Origin of the sequence: Actinomadura litoris, assembly GCF_009733595.1 — a bacterium.
Classification (GTDB): Bacteria; Actinomycetota; Actinomycetes; order Streptosporangiales; family Streptosporangiaceae; genus Spirillospora; species Spirillospora litoris.
The window spans coordinates 65,550-78,429 of sequence record NZ_WOFH01000002.1 but is presented as its reverse complement, the minus strand read 5'-3'; the positions used below and the strand labels follow the sequence as shown (position 1 = coordinate 78,429).

Sequence of the window (12,880 nt, the reverse complement as noted above, 5' to 3'; positions counted from 1 at the left end):
GCATTCTGGCACTGCTGCGCATTCCGCTTCTGAAGTCCTGCCCGGTAACACCCCACCTTAGAGGGCGCTGGACGGTCCTTCGTACGTACTACACCGTCTTCGCGCCGCCGTCGGCGGGTGTCACGCGGGCTTGGGCGGGACGTGCAGGGCGAGCACGGTCACATCGTCTACCTGCTCATACCCGGCAAGCATCCGATCGACCAGGAAGTCGACGAGCCTCTCTGGATCTCCTACCACCTCGGGCGGGGCGTCCGCCGCCACGGCGACGAGCTCCTCCAGCCCGGCATCCACCCCGCGTCTACGGTTCTCCACAAGTCCATCGGAATAGAACACCACAGTGTTGCTGGTCTCGATGGAAAAATTTGTCTGCTGTCTCTGGCTCGGCCAGCCGAGGGGCGTCCCGGGCTCCAGCGCGCTGACCCGCGCGGGCGTGTCGGGCGAGATCAGCAGGGGCGGCGGATGGCCCGCGTTGCTGAAGGCGCCGTGCCCGGTCTCGGGGTCGATGACCACGTAGGCGACGGTGGTGAACTGCTCCTCGTCCTCGGTCGCGCTGAAGAGCCGGTCGAGGCCGGCCAGGACGGCGGCGGGGCGCGGGTCGTTCAGCGCGAGCGCGCGCAGGGCGTTGCGGACGCGTCCCATTCCGGCCGCGGCGAGGACGCCCTTGCCCATCACGTCGCCCACCGCGACGGCGAGCCGGTCGTCGGGGAGGCGGAACACGTCGTACCAGTCGCCGCCCACCTGCACGTGGCGGGTCGCCGGGTTGTAGCGGGCGGCCAGCACCATGCCGGGCAGCTGCGGGAGGTCGCTCGGCAGGAGGCTGCGCTGGAGCTCCTCGGCGGTCTTGTGCTCGCGTTCGAAGAGCAGGGCACGCTCCACCGCGAGGGCGCACTGGCCCGCGAGCGCCTCCAGGAAGACGCGCTCCTCCTCGGTGATCTCCCGGGGGCGGGTGAAGGAGAACCGCAGCGCGCCGATCGGGGCTCCGGCCGCCAGGAGCGGCAGGCCCACCCAGGCGCGCTCCTCGGTGTGCTGGGTGAACAGGCCCTTCTCGTCGCGTCCCAGTTGCAGGCGGAGGCTGTCGGGGTGCTCGGCCAGGAACGGGCGGCTCTCGCGCACCGCCACCGACATCACGGTCGGGTCGCTGACCTTGATGTCGTCGCGGACGATCGGCCGCACCTCGCCCTCGGCGCCCGGCTGGGACGGCGCGACGATGCTGAGCCGCAGCTTGTCGTCGTCCAGCAGCGCGACGGCGGAGTAGTCGGCGCCGATCGCCGACCGCCCGACCTCGGTGATCACCTGGACGACCTGCGAGACGGTCAGCGCCTCGGCGAGCATCGAGGTGGCCTGCTGGAGGCGCGCCGTGCGCAGCGCCGCCGCCGAGAGCTGCTCGGTCAGGCGCCCGCGCATCTCCTCGGCCTCGCGCTGGCCGGTCACGTCGGTGTTGGCGCCGACCCACTCGATCACCGCGCCGCCCTGCCAGATGGGGACGGCCCGGACGTCGAAGTGGCGGAAGGTGCCGCTCTTGGTGCGGACGCGGTAGTTGGTCTCGAAGACCCGGTTCTCGGCCACGCACTCGCGCCAGGTGGCCTCGATGCGGGGGCGGTCCTCCGGGTGGACGACCGCGAGCCATCCGCCGGCCGCGTAGTCGTCGGGCGTCTGGCCGGTGATCGCGCGCCACTCCGGCGCGTCGTCGATCACGCCGCCGCCGGGCGCCGCGACCCACACCACCTGGGCGCTGGCCTCCACGAGCGAGCGGTAGCGCTGCTCCTTGCGGCGGATGACCTCCTCGGCCCGGCGCCGCTCGGTCACGTCCAGGGCGGTCAGGACGACGCCCAGGGCCTCGCCGTCGCCGCTCCGGGCCGGCAGCCAGGTGCAGGCCAGGATCCGCTCCTCGACCGCCGTGGCGAGCGCCGCGGCGTCGCCCGGCGGGTCAGCCGGGCGGGCCGGGGCGGGCGGCTGCACGGCCGGCACGACCAGGTCCAGGTCGCTGATCGGGCGGTCCTCGTCGAGCACCTTGCGCAGGGCCGCCTCGAACGCGGTCGCCACCTCGGCGGGCAGCGCCTCGGCCGGGCGGCGCTGCTGGAGATCGCGGACGGCGACGCCGAGCAGCGCCGCGAGCGCGTCGTTGGCCCTGCGGCAGCGCAGGTCGCCGTCGAAGAACGCGAGCCCGCCCGGGGCCTCCTTGAGCAGGGTCGCGTACAGCGCGGCGTCGGACGCATCCATGGGCTGACCCTCCACCCCCGAGACGCGGGGATGCGGAACGGACGTATCGGTGCTCATGGACAACACCTCCGCCCCAGAAGGTCCCGTACCGCGCGGCAATTTTTCATCACTATGAGTGAATGGGAGCAGGCTAGCGCTCCCGCCTCCATCACAACACCGGTCGGAGTCAGGTATTCATCATCCCGATGGTTCGCCCCCGACGGAACCCCTGATGGACAACCTTGTCCCTGTGGCCCCCTGCGACGACCTCGGATTCGGACGCCGTCCCCGCGGGGCTCCGGGAGCGGTCCGCGGTGAGGGCGAGTAGGAGATGTTACGGCGCCCTGAGGCCACAGGCAGTGAACCCGGTCCGTTCGGCGAGTTCCGGGCGGCGGCGAACCCGGCCGAATCCCGGCCGCATCACCCGTCCCTCTCCAGCAAAAAGATGGCAAAACTCGACTTGCGGGTTCGCGCCGCGGCGGCGGCAGCTCGTCCTGGTTGCCGGATTTGGCCTATTTGCCGCTTTTAGCCGCCGCCTTCATCTCCGCCTTGAAGGCCCGCACCCGGGCGAGGGACTCCGGGCCGGTGATGTCGGCGACCGACCGGTGCGAGCCCTCCTCGCCGTAGGCGCCCGCGGCCTCGCGCCACCCGTCCGGGCGGACGCCGTACTGCTTGCCGAGCAGCGCCAGGAAGATCTGCGCCTTCTGCTTGCCGAAGCCGGGGAGGGCGTTCAGGCGCTTGAACAGCTCCTTGCCGGTGGCCGCGTCGGCCCACACCTTCGCGGCGTCGCCGTCGTAGTTCTCCACGAGGTACTGGCACAGCTGCTGGATCCGCTTGGCCATCGACCCCGGGTAGCGGTGGACGGCGGGCTTCTCCGACAGCAGGGCCGCGAACCGCTCGGGGTCGTAGGCCGCGACCTCGTGGGCGTCCAGGTCGCCGGTCCCCATCCGCTGGGTGATGGTGTAGGGCCCGGAGAACGCCCACTCCATCGCCACCTGCTGGTCGAGGAGCATGCCGACCAGGGCGGCGAGCGGGCTGCGCCCGAGCAGTTCGTCGGCCTCGGGCCGCTGCGCTAGTTGAACCTTCGTGGCCATGTGCCCAGCTTAGGACCGCCCTCCGCGGGGCGAGGCGGAGATCTGTCCGAAGTGTTACGGGCGGGCCATGGGCATGGCGGCGCGGGCGCCCGAGTGTTCGAATGAAGGGGTGAACGACGAGGAACGGGCAGAAGGCAGTCCGGTCGGACGCCGGCTGGTGCTCGGGATGCTGGGCCTGGGCGTGGCGGGGGCCGCCGTGGGAGCGTCCGTGCAGCAGAAGGTGAACCACGCCCTGGCTCCCGTGGGGGGCCTCAGCGACGTCCTGCCGGCGGCGGGCGGCTTCCGCTACTACACGGTGACCGGGAGCGTGAAGAAGTACACGGCGGCCACGTGGCGGATGGAGGTGAAGGGCCTGGTGCAGGCCCCGCGCGCCTTCACGATGGCCGACCTCGCGCGGATGCCGCAGACGGCGCTCGACAAGGACTTCCAGTGCGTGACGGGGTGGCGCGTCCCGGACGTCCGCTGGTCGGGGGTGGCGCTTCCGGACCTGCTGCGGGCGGTGGGCGTGTCGCCGCAGGCGAGGGCGGTGCGGTTCACCTCGTTCGACGGCACCTACACGGAGTCGCTGACGCTCGACCAGGCGCGGCGGCGCGACGTCCTCGTCGCGACGCAGATGCAGGGCGGGCCCGTCAGCCACGACCACGGCGGGCCCGTGCGCCTGTACGTCGCGCCGATGTACGGCTACAAGTCGCTCAAGTGGCTCGGCGGGATCGAACTGACCGACAAGGTCAGGCCGGGCTATTGGGAGCACCGCGGATACGACGTGGACGCGTGGGTCGGACGGTCGAACGGACGCAACGATGCCCCCACATGAGCCGACTCCCCCTGACGCGGGCCGGCGGGAGCCCGCCCCCGCGGATGCCGGTGGAGGCCCCGGAGCGGTCTGGCTGGCGCGCTTCACGGGGGCCGAGCGGTCGATCCACCATGTGACCGCGTTGCTCATGCTGGTGTGCCTGGTGACGGCGGCGTTCCTGTACTTCCCGTTCCTCTCCACGATGGTGGGGCGCCGGGAACTGCTCAAGACGGTGCACGTGTGGAGCGGGTTCGCGCTGCCCGTGCCCATCGTCCTCGGTCTGCTCTCCCGGGCGTTCCGGGCGGACCTACGGCGGTTGAACAGGTTCGCGCCCCACGACTGGGAGTGGCTCCGGCGGGGCGACCGCAGGGCCGTGCAGAGGGGGCGCGGAGTTCTGCCGGTAGGGAAGTTCAATGCCGGTCAGAAGTTGAACGCCGCGTTCACCGCCGGGGCCATCCTGGTCATGCTCGGGACGGGTGAGGTGCTCACCTTCCCCGGCCCGTGGCCCGACCGGTGGAGGACGGGCGCGACCTTCGTCCACGACTGGCTCTTCCTGCTGATCCTCGCGGTGACGGCCGGGCATCTGTGGGAGGCGCTGCGGGACCGCGGCGCGCTCACGGGGATGCTCACCGGGCGGGTGGAGCGCGGGTGGGCGGAGCGGCATCACGCCGGCTGGGCGGACGTCGCGCCGGAAGCGCGGGCCAAGGCGCGGGCCCATGTGCGTCAGGGCGGGGACGGGACGCGGCCGCATGCGGACGGAGCAAAGAAGAACGCGCAGGTCAGCGGCATCGACGAGAATTCCACCGGGGCGTCTCCTGGAGAGGGCCCAGAATTTGCGAAACGTCGCCCCGGCATCTCTTGACTCTCCTCATAAAAGCGCTGGAATGGGACATCGAGGTGGAGTGTGGGTGGAAGCTCCCAGCCAGGGTCGGTCCGCGCGCTCCGTCTCGGCCCGGCGGTTCGGCCCCGTCCGCCGAAGTCCCGTGCGCGGAGGTTGCGCAGATGCCCGCACTGACCGACCACCCGAGAGCGACACACGACGCGCTGGCACGCCTTTCGGAGGAGTTCGCCATCTTCCCCACCGAGGCGGTGCGACGCTGCGTCACCGACGTGCATGCGTGCATGACGCATCTGGGGATCGACGCGTCCCCGGACCAGGTCGAGCGCATGGCGCGCGAGCATCTGCTGGGGATGCTGAAGTCGGAGCCGCCCTCGGGGAGGACGCGCGCATCCGGGGGCGACGGGGGGCACTGAGTGGGCGGCGCCCAGTAAGGGGCGCTGGTAAGAGCCTGTACCGGCTCGTCCCATTGCGGCCTTCGCCGGTGTCTTGGACAACGCCCGGCGCCGGATCTGAGAAACTGGGGGCGTGAGTCCCCGAAGCCGCCACCGCTCCCCCGGGGATCCGACAGGGGACGGCCCGCATCCCCCCGACGAGGTCTCCGCGATTTTCGACGGCATGCTGCAGCACGCGCGCGAGCTGCTGGCCGTGCGCAGCCCGCTGGACGCCGAGCTCATCGTCAGCGAGATCCTCGGATCCTGGTGGGGCCACCATGTCCCCGGCGGCGACGTGGAACAGGTCATCGGCGAGGCCCTGGTCGACTACGCCGCGCGCGCCGGGACGCCCGCCGCGCTGGCGCTGCTCACCGGCATGGCCTACCTGGGCACGCCCAGGCAGGCGGTGAAGGCCGAACGCGCCGCGCTGGAGCTGATGGAGAACGGCGTGGCCAGGCCGGGGTGGGCCGACCGCGTCGGGATGGTCGCCCCGGAGGAGTGCTTCGTCTCCAGGGACGTCTACGGCGACCAGGACTCCATCGTGTGCACCTACACCTACGGCGGCGCGGAACGGCACGCCCTGGTGGTGCTGGTCGACCGCAACCGGGCGGGCGCCGTCCAGAAGGTCGGCATCCCGTTCACGACCCCCGCGCGCGGCGGACGGCCGCCGACGAGCGGCATGGTCCGGGACGCGTGGGTCTCGTCCCAGGTGGGCAAGCTCCTCGACCACTGCCGCCAGGAGGGCCGCGCCAACCCGCTGATGCGGTTCGAGCAGTTGGACCCGCGCGACACCAAGGCGCTGTTGCAGAGCGCGCTGAACCTCACCGACGAGACCGACGACCCGCCGGTGAACGAGAACTTCGGCTCCTACCACGCGTTCGCGCGGGCGCGCGTGGGGATCCTCCCGCCGGGCGGGCGCCTCCCCCAGCCGCCCGTGTACGGGCGCGACCGGCGCGCGATCATCGCGGCCCGGTTCCTGGCCTCCGACGAGGCGGAGGAGCTCTCCGACCGCTCGGCCGCGAGCCGCTGCGTCGACCGCATCATCGACTACGGCTGCACCCACGACTTCGGGCGCCCGCTGCGGGTCAGCCCCATCAAGTGCGAGATGTTCCTGCTCGACTGGCTGCCCCGCAAGGTGCTGCTGTCGCCCACCGAGCAGGAGGCCGTGCCGCACGTGCTGGCCGCCTGGGTGCGCTGGGCGGGCAAGCGCACCGGCCTGCCCGACGAGGGCGTCAGGGCGACGCTGGACGCCGTCTGGGACGCAACCGGAAAGTTCGCCGAGGCCTACCGCGACCCCGCCGCGTTCGGGCTCGACCGCGAGCTGGTCGACCGGCTGCTCCCCGACGGCGAACTCGACGCGCTCCCCCGCCGCGCGTTCGCGCTGCCCTTTCTGTCGGGCGTCCACCGCCAGACCGGGCGGCACGGGTCGATCGACCTGTCCACCCTCGATCCGGCCGACCCCGACGACCGCCGGATCCTGCTGGAGTTCGAGCACCCCGGCGCCGACACCGAGCACCTGGACGCCCACGAGCGCCTCGCTGAGCGCCTGTGGAACGGCGACCCTCCCCAGCTGTGGGACACCGCCCAGGCGCTCCTCGACGTGGGCTACGAACGCCACGAGATCCTGCACCGGCTCATCGACGTCCTCGACGCCCACGGAGCCGATCCGGAAGCGCTCCGGGACGCCCTGCGTGTGCTGCGTCACGAACCGCCGCCCGAGTGAACTTCTGGTTTGCGCGCGGCGTCCCCGGCGACAATCATCGGGTCTCGGGCAGATCTCGCGGGGCCGGGGGCGCCCCCGGCCGTAGGGAGTGATCTTGTTGGAGTGGTCCGAGTTCGCCCGGCGGCTGGGTCGCGAGCTGGCGGGTCTCGAACGGGACACCATCCTCATCGTTCGTGAACGCGATGAGAGCCGCCACTACGTCCAGGCCATGCGCGAGCCCGACCGGCTCTACGCCGAGGCCGTCAGCAACAACTTCCTCGACGGCCCGCTGCTGCTCACGCCGGCCGACGAGGAGGTCATGAGCGAGGCGGGCTGGCGCCCGCCGGCCGACCCCTCGCCCCGCAACTGGTGGACCGAGCTTCCCGAGTCCGGGGCGCCCGGCGGCATGCGGTCGGTCTCCCTGGGCGACTACTCCCGCCTGGCGGAGGTGATGGTGACCGCGCTGCGCGACGTCCAGGGCGTCCGGCGCCCCTCCGACCTCGTGTACGAGTCGTTCCACCGGCACGGCACCGGGCTCATCGAGCTGCTCGACTTCGGGATCGAGACCGCCGACGCGTCGCGCGTCGCGCGGCGCCGGTCCTCCGCCGAGACCTCGGGCACGGGCCCGCTCCCCGCAGGCACGCCCCCAGGAGGCACCCCCATGCCGCTACCGCCGGAAGGCACTCCCGCCTCCGGGGCCGACCTCCTCGAACCCCGGCTCGCCGAAGCCAAGGCGCACGGCGACCACACCACGTACTTCGACCTCCTGGCGCACGCCGACCCGGTGCTCCCGGCGAGCGGTTCCGCGGTGGAGGACCCCGACAACGCCGAACTGCCGACCATCACGCTCGGCTCCATCACCTACGTCACGGTGTTCACCTCGCCCGGCGCGCTGGCGCGCGCCGCGAACCCCGGCCTGTACCGGCGCACCTCGTTCGCGTTGCTCGCCGCCGGATGGCCCGATCCCTCCTGGCAGCTCGCCATCAATCCGGGGCTGCCCAGCGAGGTCCTGCTGGACGCGTCGTCGCTCGCTCGCCTCAGCCGCGCTCCGGCGCCTGAGGCGATCGTCCCCAACCCGTACGGGAACGTCGATCCGCATGCTCTGTCGGGGCCGAACCCCGTCGCGGGCGGGTCCGTCCCCAGCGTGAACGGTTCCGCTCCCAAGGCGAGCCCGACCGCGAACGGCGCTTCCTACAACGACGACCACACGGCGGTCGACTCCTACACGCTGGACGAGCTGCGTGCCGCGCTCGAATCCGGCGGCGTGCCCAGCGGTAGGCCCGCGGCCGGAGGCGTCCGGAACGGCGCCGTCGCGGGCCAGGGTCAGGACCCCACCGTCACGAACACCGACCTGGGCAGAAGCGTCGCGGGCGGTGTCACGGGCGGCGGTGTCACGGGCGGCGGTGTCGCGGGCGGTGTCGCGGAGACCGGCGGTTCGGGCGTCGGCGGCGCGGACGCCGGCGGTCCGGCGGCCGAGCCGCGCGCGATCGCGCCGGAACCGCAGCCCGAGGTCGCGCCGCTGGGCGCCCCCACGGACAACGCCTCCGGGCCCGTCCCGGAACGGCCGGCCGGGGTGCCTCTGCGGCCGCCGCACGGCACCCGGCTCTGGCAGTCGGCCGGTGCGGGCGAGGAGATCCCGCTGGCGGTCTACGACGCCATCGGCGGCGTCTGGACCCCGGTCCGGACGGACGCCGTTCCGGCCCCCCACACCGAGTGACGCGGGGCCCGGCCGCCGCCGGGCACGCGGAACCGCCCACGGACGCGAGAGTGGATCCCGAGTGGACTGGAACGACTTCGCCAAGCGGCTGACCCTGGAGCTCTCGCGGCTGCCCGTCGGGTCGTTCCTCATCGTCCAGGACGCGAGCGGGCTCCCCTACGTCCAGGCGATGCGTTCGGAGGGCGCCCTGGACGCGGAGGCGGTCGGCAACGCGTTCCTGTCGCCCCCGCTGGCACCGCACCAGGAGCGCCGGTTGAGCACGCTCGGCTGGGAGCCCCCGGACGGGGACGAGCGGCGGAACTGGTGGCGGCGCAGGCCGCTCCGCGACCGTGCTTCGCGCGCGTCCGGCGAGAACCTGGAGTCGTGCGCGCTCCTCGCGGGGCTGATGGTCGGCGCGTTCCGGGACGTCTACGGCGTCGATTCGCCGCGCGGGCTCGTGTACCAGGCCGAGCGGATCGGCGCCAAGGGCGGTGTGAGGGGCGGCCCGATCACGCTGCCCGGCCTGGGCCTCCCCTTAGCCTCCGCCGAGGGAGACGCCCCCGCGGAACAGCGCGCGCCGCAGCCCTCCGCCTACAGCCTGGAGACGGCGCTCACGGAGGCGCGCGAACAGGGCGACCAGCGGCGGTACCTGGAGATCCTCACCGACGCCGTCCTGTACCTGCCCGCTCTGGACTCCCCCAAGGACGACCGCCGGTTCGCCACGGCCCGGTTCGGTGAGGGCACGTTCGTGCTGGCGTTCACCTCCCCCGAGGCGATGGACCGCTCACTCCAGGGGCAGGCCGTCCACCACCGGCAGGTGTCGCTGGCCGAGCTGACAGAGGGCTGGCCCCACCCGGGCTGGCGCCTCGCCGTCAACGCGGGCCTGCCCAGCGCGTCCTACCTGGACGCCGACGCGATCAGCACCCCCGGCGACCGGGTGCCCGCGAGCGCCGCGGCCGCCGTCCCGGCGCCGCGTCCGCCGGGCGACGGACGCGCGGGCCGATCTTGGATCCGGCGCCGGCGTCCGCGAGCCCGCGTCCCGGAGGCCGCGGCGGCCGCGCAGCCCTCAGAGGGCCTCAGACGCCCGCCGGACGCGGAGGAGGCGGCAGAGGCGGCAGAGTGTCCGCGAAGCGTCGCCGGGCCGTCACGGTCCGCTGAGAGCCGTGGAGCGGCGGACGCGGCCGCCGACCCGCCGCCGTCCCCCGCCGGAAGTGATCATGCTCCGCTCGCCGCCGACGGCGAGGTCGTGATCGTGCAGAAAGTGCTGCGGGAGGAGCATGTGCGGCACTACCTGGAAGGCGGTTTCGACCTCGTCGCGGGACACGTCCACCGCCTCCAGGACGTGCGAGAGCTGACCACACCGGAGGCCCTCGTCCGCGGTCTGGGCCTGCTGTACGACGGCTCGCCCTTCACGCCCGCGGACGAGAGCGTCTTCGTGATCCGGTGGGCGGCGGTGCGCCCGTCTCTGTTCCGGGCGTCGGGGCACGCGCCGGGCGAGGCGACCCCGATCCCGGAGTTCGAGACCGCGAGCCAGCGGCTGCCCCACGGCGCGGAGCTGCTGCGGATCGACGCGTCCGGCACCGCGTCGCTCGTGGCCGTTTACGACGCCGACCTGCGCACGTGGCCGGTGCGGTCGCCGGGAGAGCGGGCATGAGCGCCAGGCGCGGCGAGCCGTTCGTCGTGCCCGGCGAGCAGGACGGCTGGCCGCGGCTGGAGTACTCCGGCCGCGACGTATCCGTGGCGGAACGGATGGGGCCCGAACCCTTCGACCGTGGCGTATACCGGGCGTGAGCAGCGCAAGACGAGGTGGAGGACGTGGCGGAGGAGGTCGTTTCGACCTCCTCGCCGGGGCCGATCAGAGCGCGCGCGGGAGACGGTGGTAGTTCTTGGGGATGGCGATCATCGACATCAACGCCGATCTGGGCGAGGGGTTCGGCATCTGGGAGCTGGGCGACGACCTGGCACTGCTCGACGTGATCACCAGCGCGAACGTGGCGTGCGGGTTCCACGCGGGCGATCCGCTCATCATGCGGCGGGTGTGCGCCGCGGCGGTCGAGCGGGGGGTGACGATCGGCGCCCAGGTGTCCTACCGCGACCTGCCCGGTTTCGGGCGGCGCGAGATGGACGTCGCCGCGCCCGAGCTGACCGCCGAGATCCTCTACCAGCTCGCCGCGCTGGACGGGATCGCCCGCACGGAGGGCGGGCGCGTCGCGTACGTGAAACCGCACGGCGCGCTCTACAACCGCGTCGTCCGCGACCCCGTCCAGGCCGGGGCCGTCGCCGACGCGGTTCGCGCATACGACCCCGCGCTCCCCCTGCTGACCCTGCCGGGATCAGCGTTGCACGACGTCGCCGATGGGCTGGAGGTCGTCGCGGAGTGTTTCGCGGACCGCGCCTACACACCGTCCGGGGCGCTCGTGTCCCGCCGCGAGCCGGGGGCCGTCGTGCATGACGCGGACGCCGTGACCCGCAGGGCCGTGCGGATGGCCGTGGACGGCACCGTCGCGGCGGTGGACGGAACGGAGGTCGCCTTGCGCGCCCGTTCGATCTGCGTGCACGGCGACACACCGGGCGCGGTGACGCTGGCCCGGTCGGTCCGGTCGGCGCTGTCCGACGCGGGGGTCGCGCTGGAGGCGTTCGCGTGAAGGTGCGGCGCGCCGGAGACGCGGCGCTGCTCGTGGAGACGGGCGACCTCGCGACCTCGCACCGGCTGGACACGGCGTTCCGGGACGCGGCGCCGCCCGGCATCGTGGACGTCGTGCCGGGCGAGCGGACCGTCCTGGTGGTCACCGAGCCCGGCACCGACCTGGACCGGCTCGCCGCCCTGCTGCCCGGCCTGCCGCTGCCCGACGACGCCGCCGGCGGCGCCGACCCGGTCGAGATCCCCGTCGTGTACGACGGCGACGACCTGGACGAGGTCGCGCGGCTGACGGGCCTGTCCCGGGACGAGGTCGTCGACCGGCACGCGTCGGCCGACTACACGGTCGCCTACCTGGGCTTCTCGCCGGGCTTCGCCTATCTCACCGGCCTCGACCCGGCGCTGCACGTCGCGCGCCGCGAGTCGCCGCGCACGGCCGTCCCGGCGGGGTCGGTCGCGATCGCGGGCCCCTACACCTCGGTCTATCCGTCGCGCTCGCCTGGCGGGTGGCGGCTGCTCGGCCGCAGCGGGCTCGCGTTGTGGGACGTGACGCGCGACCCGCCGTCCCTGCTGCGTCCCGGTACCCGTGTCCGTTTCGTCCGCGAGGAGCAGCGTTGATCGAGGTCGTGCGGACCGGGCCCCTGACGACCGTGCAGGACCTCGGCAGGCCGGGCCACGCCCACCTCGGGGTCCCGCACTCCGGGGCCGCCGACGCGCGCGCCCTGCGCCTGGCGAACCGTCTCGTGGGCAATCCCGAGGGCGCGGCGGGTGTGGAGTTCACGCTCGGGGGTGCGGCGCTGCGCTTCCATGCGAGCGCGTGGATCGCCGTCACCGGTGCCCCGGCGCCGCTCCGCATCGGGGGCCGCGCCTACGGGGCGAACAGCCCCTGCCACGTCCCGGCCGGGGCGCTGGTCGAGTTCGGCCTGCCGGCGTCCGGGCTGCGCAGCTATCTCGCCGTCCGCGGCGGGGTCACGGTGGAGGAGGTCCTCGGCAGCCGCTCCACCGACCTCCTGTCGAGCCTGGGGCCCGATCCGCTCAAGCCCGGCGACCGCCTCCCGGTCGGCCCCGCCCGGGACCTGGGGGACATCACGGTGGATGTCGCCCCGGTGCCGCCCATCCCGGACACGCCCGTCCTGCGCGTCCTGCCCGGCCCGCGCGAGGACTGGTTCAGCCGGGACGCGCTGGAGACGCTCACGTCCACCCCGTACACGGTCACGCCGGACAGCAACCGTGTCGGCGTCCGCCTGGACGGCCCTCCCCTCGCACGCGCGCGCGACGGCGAGCTGAGCAGCGAGGGCATGGTCACGGGGGCGCTGCAGGTGCCGCCCAGCGGTCTGCCCATCATCTTCCTGGCCGACCACCCGACGACCGGCGGCTACCCCGTCATCGCCGTCCTCGCCTCGCCCTCGCTGCCCGCCGCCGCGCAACTGCGCCCCGGCCAGACGATCCACTTCCGCCTCTAGCCCCGGCCGCCTCCAGTCGACCG

General features: G+C 73.4%; 12 protein-coding genes. 10 read left to right on the top strand and 2 right to left on the bottom strand.

Annotated elements, in window-relative coordinates; genetic code table 11:
- Positions 1-120: 120 nt before the first annotated feature.
- Both GNZ18_RS04830 and GNZ18_RS04825 read right to left on the bottom strand, forming a co-directional pair.
- Positions 121-2,277, bottom strand: a complete 2,157-nt coding sequence (locus tag GNZ18_RS04830) for a SpoIIE family protein phosphatase (RefSeq protein WP_156214916.1) — start codon at positions 2,275-2,277, stop codon at positions 121-123.
- Positions 2,278-2,711: 434 nt separating this feature from the next.
- On the bottom strand, positions 2,712-3,293 hold the full coding sequence (locus GNZ18_RS04825) for an HhH-GPD-type base excision DNA repair protein (protein WP_156214915.1): 582 nt from the start codon (positions 3,291-3,293) through the stop codon (positions 2,712-2,714).
- 109 nt (positions 3,294-3,402) lie between these two features.
- Between GNZ18_RS04825 and GNZ18_RS04820 the strand changes: the two genes are divergently transcribed.
- The 10 genes from GNZ18_RS04820 (at position 3,403) to GNZ18_RS04775 (ending at position 12,857) form a co-directional block, all read left to right on the top strand.
- Complete coding sequence (locus GNZ18_RS04820; protein WP_214618664.1) at positions 3,403-4,107, top strand: molybdopterin-dependent oxidoreductase; 705 nt, start codon at positions 3,403-3,405, stop codon at positions 4,105-4,107.
- Positions 4,094-4,948 carry a cytochrome b/b6 domain-containing protein gene (locus GNZ18_RS04815; RefSeq protein ID WP_156214914.1) on the top strand — a complete coding sequence of 285 codons (855 nt, stop codon included), beginning with the start codon at positions 4,094-4,096 and terminating at the stop codon, positions 4,946-4,948. Before GNZ18_RS04820 ends, GNZ18_RS04815 begins: the two co-directional genes overlap by 14 nt.
- Positions 4,949-5,088: 140 nt before the next feature.
- The gene (locus GNZ18_RS04810; protein WP_156214913.1) at positions 5,089-5,340 is read left to right on the top strand and encodes a hypothetical protein; all 252 of its coding nucleotides are present in this window, start codon (positions 5,089-5,091) and stop codon (positions 5,338-5,340) included.
- 202 nt (positions 5,341-5,542) lie between these two features.
- Positions 5,543-7,081, top strand: coding sequence for a hypothetical protein (locus GNZ18_RS04805; protein ID WP_156214912.1), 1,539 nt, complete (start codon positions 5,543-5,545; stop codon positions 7,079-7,081).
- Positions 7,082-7,175: 94 nt separating this feature from the next.
- Positions 7,176-8,777: an SseB family protein gene (locus GNZ18_RS41815; protein WP_246249451.1), complete on the top strand. Its 1,602-nt coding sequence runs from the start codon at positions 7,176-7,178 to the stop codon at positions 8,775-8,777.
- A gap of 61 nt (positions 8,778-8,838) precedes the next feature.
- Positions 8,839-10,410, top strand: a complete 1,572-nt coding sequence (locus GNZ18_RS04795; protein ID WP_156214911.1) for an SseB family protein — start codon at positions 8,839-8,841, stop codon at positions 10,408-10,410.
- Entirely contained in the window at positions 10,407-10,547 is a 141-nt protein-coding gene (locus GNZ18_RS04790; protein WP_156214910.1) for a hypothetical protein, read from the top strand. Before GNZ18_RS04795 ends, GNZ18_RS04790 begins: the two co-directional genes overlap by 4 nt.
- Before the next feature lie 101 nt (positions 10,548-10,648).
- Entirely contained in the window at positions 10,649-11,401 is a 753-nt protein-coding gene (locus tag GNZ18_RS04785) for a LamB/YcsF family protein (protein WP_156214909.1), read from the top strand.
- Positions 11,398-12,012: a 5-oxoprolinase subunit PxpB gene (pxpB, locus tag GNZ18_RS04780; RefSeq protein ID WP_312874303.1), complete on the top strand. Its 615-nt coding sequence runs from the start codon at positions 11,398-11,400 to the stop codon at positions 12,010-12,012. The genes GNZ18_RS04785 and pxpB overlap by 4 nt, the downstream gene beginning before the upstream one ends.
- Positions 12,009-12,857 carry a 5-oxoprolinase subunit C family protein gene (locus GNZ18_RS04775; protein WP_156214907.1) on the top strand — a complete coding sequence of 283 codons (849 nt, stop codon included), beginning with the start codon at positions 12,009-12,011 and terminating at the stop codon, positions 12,855-12,857. Before pxpB ends, GNZ18_RS04775 begins: the two co-directional genes overlap by 4 nt.
- Positions 12,858-12,880 lie beyond the last annotated feature (23 nt).